This is a genomic window from Pseudomonas sp. NPDC089752, assembly GCF_044748725.1.
Classification (GTDB): Bacteria; Pseudomonadota; Gammaproteobacteria; order Pseudomonadales; family Pseudomonadaceae; genus Aquipseudomonas.
The window spans coordinates 213,313-231,465 of the sequence record NZ_JBIVGP010000006.1 but is presented as its reverse complement, the minus strand read 5'-3'; the positions used below and the strand labels follow the sequence as shown (position 1 = coordinate 231,465).

Annotated in this window: 17 protein-coding genes, 1 tRNA gene and 1 pseudogene; 8 read left to right on the top strand and 11 right to left on the bottom strand. The window is 63.2% G+C overall.

Annotated elements, in window-relative coordinates; all coding sequences use genetic code 11:
- Positions 1 to 132 precede the first annotated feature (132 nt).
- Positions 133 to 2,061 (top strand): transglycosylase SLT domain-containing protein, encoded by a 1,929-nt coding sequence (locus ACIPZF_RS12385; protein ID WP_400799369.1) that lies wholly within the window; start codon positions 133 to 135, stop codon positions 2,059 to 2,061.
- 117 nt (positions 2,062 to 2,178) lie between these two features.
- Here ACIPZF_RS12385 and ACIPZF_RS12380 read toward each other — a convergent pair whose 3' ends face one another.
- Entirely contained in the window at positions 2,179 to 2,982 is an 804-nt protein-coding gene (locus ACIPZF_RS12380) for an MOSC domain-containing protein (RefSeq protein WP_400799367.1), read from the bottom strand.
- Between the two features lie 56 nt (positions 2,983 to 3,038).
- Positions 3,039 to 3,974: a chemotaxis protein CheV gene (locus tag ACIPZF_RS12375; protein WP_400799364.1), complete on the bottom strand. Its 936-nt coding sequence runs from the start codon at positions 3,972 to 3,974 to the stop codon at positions 3,039 to 3,041.
- A 341-nt stretch (positions 3,975 to 4,315) separates the two neighbouring features.
- On the opposite strand from ACIPZF_RS12375, the gene ACIPZF_RS12370 reads away from it, so the two are divergent.
- The 3 genes from ACIPZF_RS12370 (at position 4,316) to ACIPZF_RS12360 (ending at position 6,634) form a co-directional block, all read left to right on the top strand.
- A complete protein-coding gene (locus ACIPZF_RS12370) occupies positions 4,316 to 4,819 on the top strand; it encodes a histidine kinase (protein ID WP_400799361.1) in 504 nt (167 codons plus the stop codon).
- A 268-nt stretch (positions 4,820 to 5,087) separates the two neighbouring features.
- Positions 5,088 to 5,978 carry a sensor histidine kinase gene (locus ACIPZF_RS12365; protein ID WP_400799358.1) on the top strand — a complete coding sequence of 297 codons (891 nt, stop codon included), beginning with the start codon at positions 5,088 to 5,090 and terminating at the stop codon, positions 5,976 to 5,978.
- Positions 5,975 to 6,634, top strand: a complete 660-nt coding sequence (locus tag ACIPZF_RS12360) for a response regulator (protein WP_400799355.1) — start codon at positions 5,975 to 5,977, stop codon at positions 6,632 to 6,634. Before ACIPZF_RS12365 ends, ACIPZF_RS12360 begins: the two co-directional genes overlap by 4 nt.
- Here the strand turns inward: ACIPZF_RS12360 and yegS are convergent.
- Positions 6,618 to 7,499 (bottom strand): lipid kinase YegS, encoded by an 882-nt coding sequence (yegS, locus tag ACIPZF_RS12355; protein WP_400799352.1) that lies wholly within the window; start codon positions 7,497 to 7,499, stop codon positions 6,618 to 6,620. The genes ACIPZF_RS12360 and yegS overlap by 17 nt on opposite strands.
- A gap of 241 nt (positions 7,500 to 7,740) precedes the next feature.
- On the opposite strand from yegS, the gene ACIPZF_RS12350 reads away from it, so the two are divergent.
- Positions 7,741 to 8,988 carry a glycosyltransferase family 4 protein gene (locus ACIPZF_RS12350; RefSeq protein ID WP_400799349.1) on the top strand — a complete coding sequence of 416 codons (1,248 nt, stop codon included), beginning with the start codon at positions 7,741 to 7,743 and terminating at the stop codon, positions 8,986 to 8,988.
- Here ACIPZF_RS12350 and glp read toward each other — a convergent pair.
- On the bottom strand, positions 8,977 to 10,203 hold the full coding sequence (glp, locus tag ACIPZF_RS12345) for a gephyrin-like molybdotransferase Glp (protein ID WP_400799346.1): 1,227 nt from the start codon (positions 10,201 to 10,203) through the stop codon (positions 8,977 to 8,979). The genes ACIPZF_RS12350 and glp overlap by 12 nt on opposite strands.
- The gene (gene moaB / locus ACIPZF_RS12340) at positions 10,187 to 10,726 is read right to left on the bottom strand and encodes a molybdenum cofactor biosynthesis protein B (protein ID WP_400799343.1); all 540 of its coding nucleotides are present in this window, start codon (positions 10,724 to 10,726) and stop codon (positions 10,187 to 10,189) included. The genes glp and moaB overlap by 17 nt, the downstream gene beginning before the upstream one ends.
- A 176-nt stretch (positions 10,727 to 10,902) precedes the next feature.
- Here moaB and ACIPZF_RS12335 point away from each other — a divergent pair, with 176 nt between their 5' ends.
- Both ACIPZF_RS12335 and ACIPZF_RS12330 read left to right on the top strand, forming a co-directional pair.
- Entirely contained in the window at positions 10,903 to 11,124 is a 222-nt protein-coding gene (locus ACIPZF_RS12335) for a YgdI/YgdR family lipoprotein (protein WP_145181644.1), read from the top strand.
- 82 nt (positions 11,125 to 11,206) lie between these two features.
- A tRNA-Pro gene (locus tag ACIPZF_RS12330) sits at positions 11,207 to 11,283 on the top strand.
- 54 nt (positions 11,284 to 11,337) lie between these two features.
- Here the strand turns inward: ACIPZF_RS12330 and ACIPZF_RS12325 are convergent.
- The 3 genes and pseudogenes from ACIPZF_RS12325 to ACIPZF_RS12315 form a co-directional block, all read right to left on the bottom strand.
- The gene (locus tag ACIPZF_RS12325; RefSeq protein WP_400799713.1) at positions 11,338 to 12,042 is read right to left on the bottom strand and encodes a methyl-accepting chemotaxis protein; all 705 of its coding nucleotides are present in this window, start codon (positions 12,040 to 12,042) and stop codon (positions 11,338 to 11,340) included.
- A 228-nt stretch (positions 12,043 to 12,270) separates the two neighbouring features.
- Positions 12,271 to 12,381 (bottom strand): annotated as a pseudogene (locus ACIPZF_RS12320) (hypothetical protein); the annotation flags it as partial.
- Positions 12,382 to 13,144: 763 nt separating this feature from the next.
- Entirely contained in the window at positions 13,145 to 14,908 is a 1,764-nt protein-coding gene (locus ACIPZF_RS12315) for an ABC transporter transmembrane domain-containing protein (protein WP_400799340.1), read from the bottom strand.
- Positions 14,909 to 15,110: 202 nt separating this feature from the next.
- On the opposite strand from ACIPZF_RS12315, the gene ACIPZF_RS12310 reads away from it, so the two are divergent.
- Positions 15,111 to 15,284: a PA1571 family protein gene (locus tag ACIPZF_RS12310; RefSeq protein ID WP_400799337.1), complete on the top strand. Its 174-nt coding sequence runs from the start codon at positions 15,111 to 15,113 to the stop codon at positions 15,282 to 15,284.
- Between the two features lie 49 nt (positions 15,285 to 15,333).
- On the opposite strand, the gene pdxB is transcribed toward ACIPZF_RS12310, so the two are convergent.
- The 3 genes from pdxB to rlmM form a co-directional block, all read right to left on the bottom strand.
- Entirely contained in the window at positions 15,334 to 16,476 is a 1,143-nt protein-coding gene (gene pdxB, locus ACIPZF_RS12305; protein WP_400799335.1) for a 4-phosphoerythronate dehydrogenase PdxB, read from the bottom strand.
- Between the two features lie 60 nt (positions 16,477 to 16,536).
- Positions 16,537 to 16,779 carry a sulfurtransferase TusA gene (gene tusA / locus ACIPZF_RS12300; RefSeq protein WP_012313540.1) on the bottom strand — a complete coding sequence of 81 codons (243 nt, stop codon included), beginning with the start codon at positions 16,777 to 16,779 and terminating at the stop codon, positions 16,537 to 16,539.
- Positions 16,780 to 16,958: 179 nt separating this feature from the next.
- Positions 16,959 to 18,023: a 23S rRNA (cytidine(2498)-2'-O)-methyltransferase RlmM gene (gene rlmM / locus ACIPZF_RS12295; protein ID WP_400799333.1), complete on the bottom strand. Its 1,065-nt coding sequence runs from the start codon at positions 18,021 to 18,023 to the stop codon at positions 16,959 to 16,961.
- Positions 18,024 to 18,153 lie beyond the last annotated feature (130 nt).

The following is an 18,153-nucleotide window of genomic DNA, read 5'->3' as shown; positions in this document are numbered from 1 at the left end:
GGTCGGCGTTAATGCCTTGATACAAGCGCAGTGCTTTCACCCGTAGCCGGCAAACGGCTAAGCTAACGCAATAGCTTCCAACAGTGCTGGCTTCGCCGTCACTTTCCCATGGTTCAACTGCCCGGACGTATCATGCGCAGCCGCCTGTTACAGATTGCCTCCTGCCTGCTGCTTACCGCCGCCACCGCCAGTGCGGCGCAGGCCATCGAACTTTCACAGCAACGTCAGTACTACGACGAGGCCAAGCGCGCGCTGGCCAAGGGCGACAAGGGTCCTTACCTGCGTTACTCCCAGGCCCTACGCGACTACCCGCTCACCCCCTACCTGGCCTACGACGAACTCACCGCGCGCCTGAAAAGCGCCAGCAACGAGGAAATCGAAGGCTTCCTGGCCAAGCACGGCGACCTGCCCCAGGCCAACTGGATGAAGCTGCGCTGGTTGCGCTGGCTGGCCGAGCGTGGCGAGTGGAATACCTTCGTCAAATATTACGACCCCAAACTCAATTTCACCGAACTGGACTGCCTCAACGGCCAGTACCAGCTGAGTCATGGCAAACGTGCCGAAGGCTTCGGCAGCGCCGAAAAACTCTGGAACGTGGGCAAGTCGCAACCGGCCGCCTGCGACACCTTGTTCGGCATGTGGGCCGCCGAAGGCCAGCTGACGGAGGCCAAGCGCTGGAACCGTGCAAAGCTGGCTGCCCAGGCGCGTAATTATGCCCTGGCCAACAACCTGGTCAGCTCGCTCACTACCCTGGCACCGCAGGGCCGCCTGCTGGTCGATGTGGCGCAAAAGCCCGAGCTGCTGAACCAGCCATCGCGATTCACTCCGGTCAATGAAGCCATGTCCGACGTGGTCAGCCTGGGTCTGCGCCGCCTGGCTCGCCAGGACCCGGAGCGCGCCATGACGCTGCTCGACGACTACGCCCAGCGCATGCATTTCTCCCGCGACGAAAAGGTAGCCATTGCCCGCGAGATCGGCCTGACCCTGGCGCGCCGCTACGACCCCCGCGCCCTCGACCTGATGACCCGCTACGACCCGGAGCTGCGTGACAACACCGTCAGCGAGTGGCGCCTGCGTCTGCTGCTGCGCCTGGGCCGCTGGGAAGACGCCTACGAGCTGACCAAGCGCCTGCCGCAGGACCTCGCCAGCAGCAACCGCTGGAAATACTGGCAGGCGCGCAGCCTGGAACTTGCACAGCCGAACAACCCGCAGATCCCCCTGCTGTACAAGACCGTCGCGCGCGAGCGTGACTTCTATGGCTTCCTTGCCGCTGACCGAACGCAGACACCGTATCAGCTGAACAATCGGCCGCTGGTACTGAGCCCGCAACTGGTCAAAAAAGTGCGCAACACCCCAGGCGTCCAGCGCGCCCTGGAGTTCCACGCCCGCGGCCAGATCGTCGAAGGCCGCCGTGAGTGGTACCACGTCAGCCGCCACTTCAACCGCGACGAAATGGTCGCCCAGGCGCGCCTGGCCTATGACCTGCGCTGGTATTTCCCGGCCATTCGCACCATCAGCCAGGCGCAGTACTGGGACGACCTGGACATCCGCTTCCCGATGGCCCACCGCGACACCCTGGTGCGTGAGGCCAAAGTGCGCGGGCTGCATTCGAGCTGGGTGTTCGCCATCACCCGCCAGGAAAGCGCCTTCATGGAGGATGCCCGTTCCAGCGTGGGCGCCAGCGGGCTGATGCAGCTGATGCCGGCGACCGCCAAGGAAACCGCGCGCAAATTCAGCATTCCGCTGGCGTCACCGCAGCAGGTGTTCAACCCGGACAAGAACATTCAGTTGGGCGCGGCCTACCTGAGCCAGGTGCACAGCCAGTTCAACGGCAACCGAGTGCTGGCCTCTGCAGCCTATAACGCCGGCCCCGGCCGTGTGCGCCAGTGGCTCAAAGGCGCCAAGCACTTGAGCTTCGACGTGTGGGTGGAATCGATCCCGTTCGACGAGACGCGCCAGTATGTGCAGAACGTGCTGTCGTATTCGGTGATCTACGGGCAGAAGCTCAATTCACCGCAGCCGTTGGTGGATTGGCATGAGCGGTATTTCGACGATATGTGAATCAGTTCCGCCCCCTTCGCGGGGCAAGCCCGCTCCCACAGGTGCTCACTAGTTTCAGATTCAGTGGCAAACTGTGGGAGCGGGCTTGCCCTGCGAAGAGGCCAGCACCAACAACAACTATTCCAGCACTTCCACGTCCATCCCCACCTCAACCCGCCCACTACCATCCACCGCCAGGTTCTGCCCAAACAGAACATCCCCTTCCTTTTCCCGGAAGGTCTTGAGGGTGGTCAGCGGCTCACGGTCCGGGCTGCGTTCTCCCGTTACAGGATCAAGCGTGGTTAAAATGCACCGCACGCTGGGCTTGAGCACACGAAATTCCAGCTCGCCAATGCGAATCCGCTTCCAGTCATCCTCGGCAAACGGCTCAGCCCCCTGCACCACCAGATTCGGGCGAAATCGCAGCATCTCCATCGGGCGGCCAATCCGCCTATTCAGCTCATCGAGCGAGCCCTGGCCGATCAGCAGTAATGGAAACCCATCAGGGAACGCCGCCCGATCACTGTTCAAGCCATAACCACTCGGCAAGTAGCGCGCCCGCTGCTCCGGGCAGTAGACCAGGCGCATCGGCTTACCGAGCATTTGCGTCAACCAGGCTGCAGCCTCATCACCGCCATCGGGCACGCGCAGCGTGTCACGCCAGATGGTCACGCCGCGCAGATCAGCATCGGCAGAGGGCATTGCCACATACAGCGGGTCCAGGCCCGGAGCCTCCAGCAGCAACCCGCCATCCGGGCCATCGCTCGCCTTCAGCTGGCCAAGCAGCGGCCAGGCGCGCTGGGTAAGAAAGCGGCCATTCTCTGCCTCGACCACCATCCAGCGTCGGTCACCGAGCAATCCCAAATGTCCCACCGGCGAAACCTGCAGACGCTGCGCCTGTGCCGACTTCACCGGATACCGATACAACTCACTCAGAAACATCCCTGCCTGCCTCGTGCCATGCCAAAAACCCAGCTTATACCCGGCAGGCGCATGGATCACGCAGTGGTTGCATCCTGCAGCAGGCGTTGCTTGACCACATCGACCAAGCGATCAGGCTGGAACTTGGAAAGGAAATTGTCACAACCGACCTTTTTGACCATCGACTCGTTGAAGCTCCCCGACAACGAGGTGTGCAGCACCACATAAAGCCTGCGCAGACGTGCATCGCTGCGTATTTCGGTGGTCAGCCGATAACCGTCCATCTCGGGCATCTCTGCATCGGTAAACACCATCAGCAATTTTTCGCAGACATCTTCGCCAGCATCGGCCCAACCCTTGAGCATGCGCAATGCCTTCAATCCGTCGCTGGCCACATGCAGTTTCACCCCCAGTTGCGAAAGGGTTTCACGCAGTTGCGCCAGGGCCACGCTGGAGTCGTCGACCAGCAACACCTCACGGCCGCGGGCACGGGCAAGTACCGGGTCGGCGAGCTTGTCGTTGGACACCTTGGCGCTGTACGGGACGATCTCGGCCAGCACCTTTTCCACGTCGATCACTTCCACCAGCTTGTCCTCCACCTTGGTGATGGCGGTCAGGTAATGCTGGCGGCCAGCACTGGTAGGCGGCGGCATGATGGCCTCCCAGTTCATGTTGACGATGCGGTCGACCCCGCCCACCAGGAACGCCTGCACCGAACGGTTGTACTCGGTCACGATGATGGTGCTGTCCGGCCCAGGCGTCAGCGGCCGCATGCCGATGGCCTGGGACAAGTCGATTACCGGCAAGGTCTGCCCACGCAGGTTGACCACGCCACAGACAAACGCGTGACGCTGCGGCATCAAGGTCAGCTTGGGCAGTTGCAGCACCTCTTGCACCTTGAACACGTTGATGGCGAAAAGCTGACGTCCTGCCAAACGAAACATCAGGATTTCCAGACGGTTCTCACCCACCAGTTGCGTGCGTTGGTCTACCGTGTCGAGAATGCCAGCCATTGGAAAAACCCCGGAAAAGTATGAATTGATCCACCTTGTATCGGCGGCTTGAGGCGCAGCTTGACCCTTGTACGAAAATGCCGCGAAGGCAATTGATATCACATTACCATCATGCTTTACTGCGGGTAGCTCAGCTTGGATCCATTGCTTGGACAAGCTGTCGCACCCTAGTCATCCATCAGGGAAACCCCTAGGAGCAATCAGGTGCAACCTGATGTTCGCGATATCCATTAGCCATTAATGTGACGCCATTCTCACTGCATGAATGGAGTCAGGCTTTTGCTAGCGATCGACATGGCTTGGCCATCCCCCGCTCCCGCCCAGCGCGCCGGAGCCTCCTGATGGAAAGCACAGCCTTCAACAGCAGCGCCCTGCAAGAGTTTTTGCTGGATGCGCAAGTCTTGCTGACCCAGTCTCATGAATGCCTGCAGCACCTCGAGCTGATCGACAATGACCCAGACGCCTGCCATTGCCTGGACAACGCCCTCGACACCCTCGCCAGGCGCGCCAGCGGCCTGGGCTTGCTCGAAGTGGCGCATTACACCTGTACTCTGCAGCAGCTGCTGGCCCCGGCATGCCGACACTTGCACCTGCACAGCAAGGCCCTGCCAGCGCTCTCTGCGTGCTTGACCTTGCTGGCATGGCAACTGGAGCTGGTCGACAAGCAAACTGGGCGGCTGGCCCTCGATGCCAGCGAACAGGTCGCACTGCTGGCCGAACTTGCGACCGCGCTGGATCAACCGCTGCCGCAAACGTGTGCGCCTTGTCACAACACCGGTGAGGCGTGCACTCACCCGCACAAGGCTGACCCCGCCGCGTCCAGCCCACCGGCTCGGCCGCATTAGCGGGCGCTTTTATCCTGTACCTAGCCTTCACCGGCACGCGCGATATCACTTGGCCATTGCGTAGCGCCTGCCAAGCCTGGTGATTCGCCCGTAAATGCTGAGGTTTCAAAGCATTACCCAGCCGCGACCAGCCCAGTTCGAAGTGTTACCATGCGCACTAACTAACATTGGCCATCCGTATCTCGGCGATTGTTGAAAGCACCTTGCCAACGCCCTGGCAAGACAGGTGCAAGGCCTCCATCAGCACGACTTCAGTGGCATCCCATCTATGCTCTTACGCTTGAAGATTCTTCTGCGTTGCCGTTCCCGCGCCACCTTGCTGCGTTGGGCGACGGCATTGCTGTGTGTGGCTTCGCTGTCTGCCAACCTGCTGCTGTTCCTCGGTGGCCAAGCACTGCCCGTCAGCCTGGTGTTGCTGCAATTGGCAGCCACGCTCGGGGTCGGCTGGCACCTGACCCACGGCGCCCGCTCGATCAGCCTGCGCCCGGCAGAGCTCGCCGACCGCATGCTCAAGGTCCAGGAAAGCGAGCGCCAGCACTTGAGCCGTGAACTGCATGATGACATCGGCCAGTTGCTCACTGCCGCCAAACTCCAGCTCGAATGGATGCAAAGACGGCTGCCGAACGATTTGCAGGCGCACTGCGGCAGCCTGCGCAGTACCCTCGAAGACACCCTGAGCAAAGTGCGCGACGTCTCCGCCATCCTCAATCCCCGGCAACTGGCCAGCCTTGGCCTGGAAGCCAGCCTACGTGCGCACCTGGTGCGCACCCTGGCGAGCAGCGACATCCACTGGAGCCTGGAGTGCCATCAGCGCCTGGGCGGTATTTCCGAAGATGTGGCCATGGCCGCCTTCCGCATTACCCAGGAAGCGCTTACCAACATCCTGCGCCATGCCAAAGCGCGCAACTTGATCGTCCGTCTGCAACGCAGCCCGGCGGGTCTGTTGCTGTCGATCGAGGACGACGGCCAGGGTTTCATCCCCGCCGTCAACCCGGCCGAGGCAGGCCAGCGCGGCATGGCTGGCATGCAGGAGCGCGCCACAGCGCTGCAAGGCAGCCTGGACATTACCAGCCAGCTCGGCCTGGGCACGCGGATCGAGGTGTTGTTTCCGTGGCCACCGCGCACCCACGAACGCGCCAGGACCCCTGCTTCCCAATGACATCCAGACTGCTGCTGATAGATGACCATTCACTGATCCGCGCCGGAGTCCGTGCCCTGGTTTCCGACATCCCCGGCTACTGCGTAGTGGGCGAAGCCGATGATGGCGACCAGCTGCTTGAGCAGGTCCAGCAACTGGCGCCCGACATCGTGCTGCTGGACATCTCCATGCGCTCGACCAGCGGCCTCGATGCCCTTACCCTGCTGCGCGCCACCGGCAATACCTGCAAGGTGCTGATCCTGTCCATGCACACCGACCCGGACCTGATCATGCGGGCTTTGGAGAGCGGCGCCCACGGTTACCTGCTCAAGGATGCCACCGCAACCGAGCTCGAGCAGGCTCTCGTCGCATTGCGCAATGGCGAACGCTACCTCAGCCCAGCCATTGCCCACACCGTGATCAACCAGGCGCTGATGCGTTCGCAGCAGGGCAAGCAGCACAACGCCGACCGCCACAACCTGACGGCCAGGCAGCTGGAAATCCTGCGCTTGATCGTACGTGGCAAATCCAGCCGGGAGATCGCCGCGGGCCTCGGGCTGTCGATCAAGACTGTAGAAACCCATCGGTCACAGATCATGAAACGCCTGCAGATCTACGACGTCGCCGGCCTGGTGCTATTTGCCGTACGCGAAAAAATAATCAGGCTGGACGACTGAGCAGCGGCGAGTTCGGCGGCAAGTGCACCCGCAACGCCGCAGGCACGGCCTCGAAACGCAGGCTCTCGGCCTGCAAAGGTTCACCGTCAAGGTTGATATCCAGGCCTTGGGAGCTCTTGATTTCGACCCAGGGCAAACGCGCACGCACGAACAACCCTTCCCCGGCCAGCAGATCGCGCAGCGCGCCTACCACTTCTTGTGGTGCTGGCAGGATGGCAATGTCGAGCAAGCCGTCATCCACCACCGCCTCGGCGCACAACTCTTGCCCGCCACCGGCCTGGCGACCATTGCCGATACCCAGAGCCAGCAGGTCTCCTTGCCAGTGGAAATCCGGTCCGGTCAGCTCCACCGAAGCGGCCTGCAGCTCGCTGAAACGTGACAAGCCGGTAAACAGGTAGGCCGCCGCACCCAATACCTTTTTCAGGTCTTCAGACGTGTTGGCCGTAACCTGGCTGCCAAAGCCGCCCGTGGCCATGTTCAGGAACAGCTGATCGCCTACCTTGCCCAGGTCGATCGGCCGTGCCGGCAGGTCCAGCAGCGCCAAGGCATCAGCCGGCTGTAACGACACACCGGCAGCCTTGGCGAAATCATTGGCGGTACCCAACGGCAGCAGCGCCAGGCTGGCATTGGTGTTAGCCCGACCCATGGCTTCAGCCACATCGCGCAACGTGCCATCCCCGCCGCCCGCGACCACGTGGGTATAGCCGGCCGCCAGCGCCTCGTCGACCAGCCGCTGGGCATCCCCCGCCTCCCAGGTCACTCGCACATCCAGCGTCCAGCCACGCTCGCGTTGCGCGAGCACGGCCGTGCGCACCTCTTCGTTCATCGCCTGCTTGCCATGCAGGATCAATATCGCCTTGCCCATCGCGCCTCTCCCTGGGGACCGTTCAGTCAAAATCTCGACCACCGCCAGGGGCATAATGCTGCATGCAGCGGAAAAATAACCGCCAAACCACGACAGGATCGAAGTGCCGAGCAGCGGGTATCTGGGCGAAGACCCAATCGTGCGCTTTACTGATAGCTATGGACGCGTCCCGGCAGCCGCCATCGGCTGACTGCCGACGGGCGCGTTTTTTGTCCGCGGCCTTTAACGAGGATTGTGGTTCATGCGCATACTCTGGACACTGCCCTACCTACCCTGGCCCACCACCAGCGGCAGCAAGACCCGGCAATACCACCTGTTGCGCGCCCTCGCGCAACATGGCCACCGGATCACCTTGCTGGTGCAGTCGAAGATACCGCTCAACGATGCCACTCGCGAAGCCCTCGAACCGCTGGTCGAACGCCTGATCGTGCTGCCCCGACGGGCACTGCACAGTCCGCTCAACCTGCTCGCCTCGCCGATCATCGACTATCCCATGCGAGCGATCATCAATGGCTTGGCGCCGTGCCTGCGGCACCGTTTCGAACAATTGCTGGACGAGCCCTGGGACGTTATCCAGATCGAGCACAGCTACGGTTTTCAACCCTTCGAAAAGGCCCTGCAGGCACGCGGCGTGCCCTACATGCTCAGCGAGCACACGCTCGAATCGGTGATGGGCGCCGCCTGCCACGACCGCTTGCCCCTGTGGCTGCGCCCGCTCAATGCCTTCGATCGCTGGCGCTACCGCCGCTGGGAGCAACGCGTGCTGCGCCAGCCCAGCGAAGTGGTTGCGGTGAGCAGCCATGACGCCGAACTGATCAGTCAGATCAGTGGGCGCCCGGTGAACGTGGTGGTCAACGGGGTCGATTGCGATTATTACCAGGACGTGCGCCCTTCCCTGCACAGCCAGCGTCTTCTGTTCGTCGGCAATTTCGAGTATGGCGCCAACCTGGAAGCCATTGAATGGGCGCTGGAGGAAATCCTCCCGCAGGTTTGGATGAGCAATCCGGCGGTACGCCTGGCTATCGCCGGGCATGCCCTGCCGGCCAGCTGGAAGCTGCACTGGAACGACCCGCGCATCGAATGGGTTGGCTATCGCCCCGATCTGCGCGAATTGCAACGGCGCTCGGCACTGTTCTTCGCACCCTTGCGCTACGCCGGCGGCTCCAAGGTGAAAATCCTCGAAGCCATGGCCGCCGGGCTACCCGTGATCACCACCGGCAAAGGTGTTTCAGGCCTTGCCGTGAACAATGGCGAGCACTACCTGGGCAGCGATGACGGCGGCCAGCTCGCGCTGCTGATCACCCAGTTGCTCAACCAACCCTGGCGCATGTGCCAGCTCAGCGAAGCCGGCCGTCAGTTCGCTCGGCAGCGTCACGACTGGAGCGTGGCGGCCCAGCAACTGGAAACCGTGCACATGCGCCTGACCCAGTCGGCACCCGCCGACGCCACGCAAGCCGGTGGCGTCTGGCTCGGGCGGTCAACCAAGTAGTTCGCTCAGGGGTATGAACGGCACGCTGTCACCCTGCTGTGGCGTGCTGCCTTCGCGCACCTCTACCAGGCCCTCGGCCCACGCGGCGCTACGCAGCACGCCGGAGCTCTGGTTCTTGTAGATAGTTGCGCGGCCGTTGTCGATACGTGCGCGCAGGTACTCGCGGCGGCTACCGGCCTTGGGCCAATCGAACCCTGCAGGCACATCGAAACGCAGCGGTGTCACCTCGGCAACGCCCTGGCGACGCAGCAGGTACGGGCGCGTCAGCAGGCCAAAGGTCACCAGCGTCGATGCCGGGTTACCTGGCAGGCCGATCACCGGTACGTCTTGATAGTGGCCAAAGGTCAGTGGCTTGCCTGGCTTGATCGCCAACTTCCACAACGCCAGCTCACCGGCTTCACGCAGGGCCGCGCCGAGGTAATCGGCTTCGCCCACCGAAACGCCGCCGGTGGACAGGATCAGGTCGACATCGCCCAGGCTGGCCAGGCACTGGCGCGTGCGTGCCAGGTCATCGGGGACGATGCCCATGTCGCGCACTTCGCAGCCCAGGCGCTGCAACCAGCTGACCAGCAGGCGCCGGTTGCTGTTGTAGATCTGCCCAGGGCCCAGTGGCAGGCCAGGTTCGACCAGCTCGTCACCTGTCGACAACACCGCCACGCGCACCCGCCGCACCACCTCAAGCTGCGCATGTCCCAGGGTCGCGGCAAGGCCCAGCTCGATAGGCCCCAGGCGCGTACCAGCCGCCATGACCTGCTCGCCCTTGCGGGTTTCCTGGCCTTGAGGGCGAACGTTCTGGTCGAGCCTGAGCGGCTCCAGGAAACGCACCCGGCCATCTTCCAGCACCTCGGTGTTTTCCTGCATCTCGACGCAATCGGCCCCGGCCGGCAACGGCGCGCCGGTGAAAATCCGCGCGCAAGTACCAGGTAGCAAAGGCTCGGGCGCGTGACCGGCGAAAATACGCTGGCTGACCGACAAGGGTTCACCCTGGCAATCGGCGAGGCGCAGCGCATAGCCGTCCATGGCGCTGTTGGGCCAGGGCGGCAAGTCCAGCGAGGCGACCAGATCGCTTGCCAACACACGGCCCTCGGCGTCGGCCAGCGAGACGGTTTCGATATCCTTGATCGGTGCTGCCTCGGCCAACGCCAGCAACTGCGCCAGCGCTTCCTCCACCGGCATCAGCGGCCGGGCCTGAGGCGCCTCAGCCACGGCTTTCACAGGCCGCTGCCTGCTTCAGGTGCGGGACGAAATTGCACGGGCGATGGCGGGCATCGAGCTGCTCGGCGAGGATGCCGTCCCAGCCAGTGCGTACGGCGTTGGTAGAACCCGGCAGGCAGCAGACCAGTGTGCCGTTGGCAAGACCGGCCAGTGCACGCGACTGCACCGTCGAGGTGCCGATATCGGCCACGGAGATCTGCCGGAACAGCTCACCAAAGCCTTCCACCTGTTTGTCCAGCAGGCAGGCCACCGCTTCCGGCGTGCTGTCGCGGCCGGTGAAGCCGGTCCCCCCGGTGATCAGCACCACTTGTACCGCGTCGTCGGCGATCCAGGTGGCCACCTGGGCGCGAATCTTGTACAGGTCGTCCTTGAGCAGCACACGTGCCGCCAACTGATGGCCCGCAGCGCTCAGGCGGTCGACGAACATCTGCCCGGAGGTATCGGTTTCGAAGGTACGGGTGTCGCTGACTGTCAGCACGGCAATGTTCAGCGCCACGAATGGGGTATCTGCCTTGGCTTTCATGAGTGTCCATCGCAAGGGTAAGGGATGGCCGCATTTATATCACAGGCTACGGGGAAGCGACCTCGACAGACCCAGGTCAATACCCCGGCAATGGCGCTATGCTGCACTGTGAAAGGAACTTGCGCAGATGCCCTGCGTCATACAGTCATCTAGCACCATCGCACTGGAGAAACACGATGATTCAACGGACCCTTCCCGCCTTCCTGCTCGCCCTGGGCCTGGGCGCCCTCGCAGGCTGCGCTTCGCCTACCGTGATCACCCTGAACGACGGCCGTGAGATCCAGGCAGTGGATACCCCGTCCTTTGACGAGGACTCCGGTTTCTACGAGTTCGAACAACTCGATGGCAAGCGTACGCGCCTGAACAAAGACCAGGTCCGCACTGTCAAGGAACTCTGATCGAGCAGCTGTTTTTGAGCACGAGGCCGTGCCCCGCCAAGGGCTTGTGCTGGAAAAAACCATGCAGTAGGATTTCGCTCATCGGAGTGTAGCGCAGCCAGGTAGCGCGTCTCGTTCGGGACGAGAAGGCCGCAGGTTCGAATCCTGTCTCTCCGACCAAACCCTGCTGCAGAAAGCCCGCCTTGTGCGGGCTTTTTGCTGCCTGCGATTCGCCTATGCCGTCAGCCGCGAGGTCACTTCACCCAGTTGCCCCGACAACCCATGCAAGCGCTGCCCGGCCTGCTCGGTATGCTGCACCGCCTCCTGGTTGGCAGTGGCGATACGAGTGATCTCGATCAGGTTGCGCGAAATGTCCTCGGCCACGCTGGTCTGCTCTTCGGCCGCCGTGGCGATCTGCCGGTTCATGTCGCGGATGGCTTCCACTGCCGTGGTGATGCGCTGCAGCATCTGCCCGGCCTGCTGCACCTGCTCGGCGCCCTCCTCGCTGCGCTGCTGGCCACTTTCGATGGCCTTGACCGCCTCCACCGCGCCAGACTGCACGGCCTCGATGATCTGATGAATTTCAGCGATCGACGCCGCCGTGCGCTGGGCCAGGCTGCGCACCTCATCGGCCACCACCGCGAAGCCGCGCCCGGCCTCACCCGCACGGGCCGCTTCGATGGCCGCGTTGAGCGCCAGCAGGTTGGTCTGTTCGGCAATGCCGCGGATCACCTCGAGCACCTTGCCGATGCGCGAACTGTCATTTTCCAGGTCGCGAATCACCGCAGCGGTATCGGCAATCTCCCGATTCACCGCGCCAATGATGTCGATGGTCTGCTGCATCACCTGCTCCCCCGATTGGGCGCTGTGGTCGGCATCATCGGCCGCACGCGCGGCCTCGGCGGCATGGCGCGCGACCTCCTGGGCGGTGGCGGACATCTCGTGCATCGCCGTGGCCACCTGGTCGGTGCGTTGGAACTGGTCCTGGGTACCACGCGCCATGTCGCCGGCAATGTTGCGCAGCTGGCCACTGGCGCCTTCCAGCTCCTGGGCGTTGTCCTTGAGGCGGCCAACGGTTTCGGCCAGGAAATCTCGCAGTGTATTGGCGGCGCGCGCCAGGCGGCCCAGCTCATCCTCGCGCCGGCTGTCGACCCGAGCGCCAAAGCGGCCCTGGCTCAACTGTGCGACATACTCGATCAGCTGACTGATCGGCTGTATCAAGCTGCGGTTGACCCGCCACAGGCTGAACAAGCCCACCAGCAGCGCCGAGCCGAGCATGACCAGTACGCCCAGCCAGACCGTGCGTTGGGCACGGGCATTGATGCTGGCAGCGCGCTCACGGGCGTCGCTGCGCAACTGCTCCACCAGTGCACTCATCTGGTCACTGGCGGCGCGGTCGACACCTTTGACCGCCAGGTCGCCGGCCGCCGGGTCACCACCTGCAGCCAGGAAAGCCTGGCGCCCCTGTGCGTAAGCCGCACCCAGCTGGCGGTGGCTTTCGCGCAACTGCTGCAACGGCGCTTTGAGCTTTTCGTCACTGCTGTCGATCAGTTGCCCAAGCAGCTGCTGAACCTGCTGCTCACGCGCCTGGAATTGCTGCCAGTACTTGTCCAGCTCGGCGGGTTGACGGCCGCGCAGCAGCACGTTCTTCCACTCCTGCACCTGGATCTTGAACTGGAGGTTGGCTTCATCGATCACTTGCGAAGCGCGCAGCGGCCCATCGACCAACTCGGCATAGCCGCGCACGCTGGAAGACAGAAACTGGAAGCACACCAGGGCGATCAGCAGTATCGCTGCCAGGCTGCCGCCAAGCAGAGCGAGAATTTGCACTCGGAGGGATTTACGCAACATCGCGGTTCTCGGGAACAAGGAAGTAGGAATCAGCGCGCCGTTGGCAGCGCCGCGATAGACATCCTTGTCCTCGTTCGCAGGGCAAAAAAAAGCTGCCATCAAGCGATAGCAGCCAGTTCGAGCACTTACACAACAGTTGCAAATCATACTCTCAGGCAATTGCTACAAAAATGTTACAGGCCTGCGACGATTAAGCTGTGGTGAACTGCAGCGAGGCCAGCCGGGCATACAACGGGCTTTGTTCGATCAACTGGCGATGTGTACCGACCGCCACCACGCGCCCCTTGTCGATGACCGCAATGCGGTCGGCATGCTGCACCGTGGCCAGGCGGTGGGCGATGACCAGTGTCGTACGACCGGCCATCAGGCTCGGCAACGCCTGCTGGATCAGATGTTCGCTCTGTGCGTCGAGGGCGCTGGTGGCTTCGTCGAGCAGCAGGATCGGCGCATCCACCAGCAACGCGCGAGCAATTGCAAGGCGCTGGCGCTGCCCGCCGGACAGCCCCACCCCACCCTCGCCCAGCGGTGTCTGGTACCCCTGCGGCAATTGCCGGATGAATTCGTCGGCATGCGCGCCCCGTGCCGCCGCCTGGACCTGCGCCAGGCTGGCCTCGGGGCGGCCGTAGCGGATATTGGCCTCGACCGTACCGCGAAACAGCGAAGGGTTTTGCGCCACCAGCGCGAACTGGCGGCGCAGGTCTGCCAGCGCCAGCCCGGAAATCGGCTGGCCATCCAGCAGGATCCGGCCCTGTTGCGGGTCGTAAAAACGCAGCAACAGGTCGAACAGGGTCGACTTGCCCGCCCCCGACGGCCCTACCAGCGCCACGGTCTGGCCAGGTTCAATGACCAGGCTGAGGTTGTCGATCGCCGCTACCGATGGCCGCGACGGGTAGGCAAACGCCACCGCTTGCAGCTCGATACGCCCGAGTGTGCGCTGCCCATTCACTACCAGCGTTTGCTCGGGCTCGACAATACTGCTGTGCGCGGCCAGCAGTTCAGCGATGCGTTCTGCCGCGCCCGCAGCGCGCTGCAACTCACCGATCACTTCGCTGAGGGTACCGAAGGCGCTGCCGACGATCAGGCTGTAGAACACGAATGCCGCCAGTTCACCAGTGGAAATGCGCCCCGCGATCACATCCATGCCGCCCACCCACAGCATCGCCCCTACCGCGCCCAGCACCAGCACGATGACCAGTGTGATCAGCCAGGCCCGTTGAGCGATGCGTTGACGTGCCACAGAGAACGCCGCTTCCACCGTACCGGCGAACATCTGGCGATCCAGCGCCTGATGGTTATAGGCCTGCACGGTCTTGATCTGCCCCAGCGTCTCGGCCACATAGCTGCCCACATCCGCCACCCGGTCCTGGCTCTGTCGCGAGAGGCTGCGCACCCGGCGGCCGAACAACAGGATTGGCGCCAGCACCAGGGGCAGTGCGACCACGACGATGCTGGTGAGCTTCGGGTTGGTGATGAACAGCAACACCACACCACCGATCACCATCAAGGCATTGCGCAGGAACATCGACAGCGACGAGCCGATCACCGACTGCAGCAAGGTGGTGTCGGCGGTCAGCCGAGACTGGATTTCCGAGCTGCGGTTATCTTCGAAAAAGCCTGGATGCAACCCGATCAGATGATCGAAAACAGCGCGGCGGATGTCGGCCACGCAACGCTCACCGATCCATGAAACCAGGTAAAAACGGCTGAATGTGCCGATAGCCAACGCCAACACCAGCAGCAGAAACAAGCCGATGGTCTGGTTCAGCTGGTGCGCAGAGCGGGTCATGAACCCTTGGTCCACCAGCAGGCGAATGCCCTGGCCGATGGACAAGGTGATGGCGGCAGTCGCCACCAATGCCAGCAAGGCCAGCAGCACTTGCCGACGGTAGGGCCGCAAGAATTGCCAACACAGGCGCAAGGCACGACGCTGACGAGAAGTAACCGGTTCGGGCATGACAGTGGCCACAGCAACAGTGAGCCTGCAGCCTAGCACTCATCGGGCTGGCCGGTGGCTATAGCCCATCGTTCTAAAAGGCCTCTGGAGGTTTGCCGCCGTTTCTGTTGCACTGTCCGTGTCGTGACACCCAAGAGCCACTGTCACTGGCCGGTCACGGCGCAGGTTTACCTTGAAACTGGACCTGACGAGGAGACGATAAATGAGCCTGCAACATGGCAGCGACACCCAGAAGCCCCAGACTACTCAGCAACCGAAACCCTGCGGTTCGATCATCGACGCCCAGGGCCACGAAGTGCCGATCACCGAGCAGATGATCCAGAAAGCTTGCAAGGATCTTGAGGAAAGCCGGGTCAGAAAAGTGCACAAGGGCTGAGTGAAGAATTGTTTGCAACCCGGCGCTCGCGCCGGGTTTTTATTGGCCGTCAGACCACCACGCCGCCCAGCGCACTGACCATCTGCGCCAACTGTGGCGCCTCGCCGCGCAAGCGTACTGCCAACCCTTCGATCTCGCGCCGTGGCGGATAGTGCTTGCGCAACTGGTCGAACGCGGTGCGCTGCTCGGCGGCATCGTCACTCAAGCTGCGGCGAAAATCGGCATCGTCGCGGCGCGGGTCGTACACTGCACGGCACAAGGTCGCCAGCGCCCAACCCAGATCGGCATCGGCATCCAGCTCGATCTGCGCCAGCGGCGGCTTGGGCAGCAAATCATTCAACTGCACCCGCTCGGGCTCGCCGAGGAAGCGGCACAAGGCCTGGTAGATCTGCGCCGTGCCGCGCTGGCGGCCATCGAGGCTGTAGCCAGCAATGTGCGGCGTGGCCAGGGTGCACAGGTCGGCCAGTTGCAGGTCGACTTGCGGCTCGCCTTCCCACACATCCAGCACTGCGTGCACGTCTTCGCGGTCCAGCAGCAGTTCACGCAATGCCACATTGTCCACCACCGGCCCACGGCTGGCGTTGATCAGCCAGGCGCCGGGGCGCAACTGCGACAGCTGCGCGTCGCTCAGCAGGTGCCAGGTCGGGAACTCGCCGCCGCGCTGCAACGGGGTGTGCAGGCTGATCACATCGCACTGTTCAAGAACAGTGTCGAGGCTGACGAAGTCGCCACCTTCGGCCGCTTGACGCAACGGGTCGCAGACCAGCACTTTCCAGCCCAGGCCGTGCAGTACACGCACCAGTCGGCCACCCACTTCACCGGCCCCCACAACGCCATAGGTACGTTGTGGCAGCGCCACGCCATCCAGGTCGGCGAGGGTCAGCAGGCTGCCCAGCACATAGTCGACCACGCCGCGGGCGTTGCAGCCCGGCGCGCTGCTCCAGTGGATACCGGTTTCGGCAAAGTAGTCCAGGTCCAGGTGGTCGGTGCCGATGGTGCAGGTGCCGACGAAGCGCACCTTGCTGCCTTCGAGCAGTTGCCGGTCGACCTTGGTCACCGAGCGCACCAACAGCACGTCGGCATCCTTGACGCTGGCAGCGTCGAGGCTCCTGCCAGGGTAGCGGCGAATCTCGCCGAAGCCTTCGAAGAAGGCATCGAGCAGCGGAATATTCTCGTCGGCAACTATCAGCATGGCGCTCTCCTGTCTGGGGAACGCAGTGTAGGTGCTATGGCAGGGGCGATCCAGCGTGGATCAGTCGGCTTTCTTGCGAATCCAGTACAGGTAGGTGCCCGCCTCTTCCTGCTGTTGCAACAGCTCGTGGCCGAGGAAGTTGCAGAACTTGGGGATGTCGCGACGGGTCGAGGGATCGGTGGCGATGACCTTGAGCAGGCCGCCGGCGGCCAGGTTGCGCACGTGGGTGTGCAGCATCATGACCGGTTCCGGGCAATTCAGGCCGGTGGCGTCGAGGATGGCATCGGGGGTGAAATCAGTCATGGGGGGCTCCGCAAATGATCGCTATTGTGGCGCATCCTGTGGCGCGGACCAAGGGGCGGCTTCGCCACCCATTCGCGGGGCAAGCCCGCTCCCACAAGAGTATTGCTGAGCCCTAGGTCGGCGCAGTACCTGTGGGAGCGGGCTTGCCCCGCGAATGGGTGGCGAAGCCGCCCCTGAACTCAACGCGGTTTCAGGTCCAACCTGCGCAAATGACAGGTCACTTCTTCACGGTCGTGATACAGCTGCTTGCAGGCAATCGACACCTTGATCTTGCGCGCCTTGAACGTCGCCTCCATCCGGTCCAGCAACCGCCGCACCTCGGCATAGCGCTGCTTCATCGGCAATTTCAGGTTGACCACTGCCTCTCGGCACAACCCCTCACCCAGCCAGGTTTCGATCAGCGAGGTGGTCCGCGCCGGCTTCTCGACGATATCGCAGACCATCCAGTCCACCGGTTGTTTGGGCTGCCAGGTAAAACCGTCCGCCATCAGGTGCTGTACCAGGCCAGTGTCCATCAGGCTCTCGGCCATCGGCCCGTTGTCGATGGCCGTCACCAGCATGCCGCGGCGCACCAGCTGGTAGGTCCAACCGCCCGGCGAAGCCCCGAGGTCGACACCGGTCATGTCATCGCCCAGGCGCTGCTCCCACTGCTCGCGCGGGATGAACTGGTGCCAGGCTTCTTCAAGCTTCAAGGTCGAGCGGCTCGGCGCTTCGCGTGGGAATTTCAGCCGTGGGATGCCCATCGGCCACAGCGCGCTGTTGTTCGCCTCGGCAACGCCAAGGAATACCCGACGGCCGCTGATGAAGGTCAGCAGCAAGCGCGGCAAGCTGGCGTTGTCGACCAGACGCCCGGCCTTCTCCAGCGCCTTGCGCAGCGGGACCTCGAATTTGCGGCAGAAGGTCGACAGCTCTTTGCCGTCGTTGCTGTCCAGCACTTCCAGCCACAGGCTGCCGAACACCGGCAGCGCCGCCAGGTGTTCCAGCAGCACGCTGATACGGTCGGTTTCCGGCAATTCGATATAGCTGCCGCGCGCCCACTGGCGGGGGAAGATCAGTTGCGCGAAGCGCAACTGCGCCATCAACTGTTCCGCACCCTCGCTGTCGGCGCAGACAAACTCGGCACAGGCGCTCTGCGGCTTGCCTTTGGCATAGCCGGCAACGCCCAGGTGGGCCGCGTGTTCGCTGATCTCGGCGCAGACCTCGCCCTCGAAACCGGGCCGGCAATGCATGAGCAGGGTATTCATCTCTCACTCCACTACGGCTGGCGCGCTACGGGCGCCGGCAGGGCGGCGATGATAAAGGAAGTTCGGAACCTGCGACACGCCCCGCCGGTCCAGAAAAGAGTCAGGGGTGCCAAACAGGGCTAACCTGACC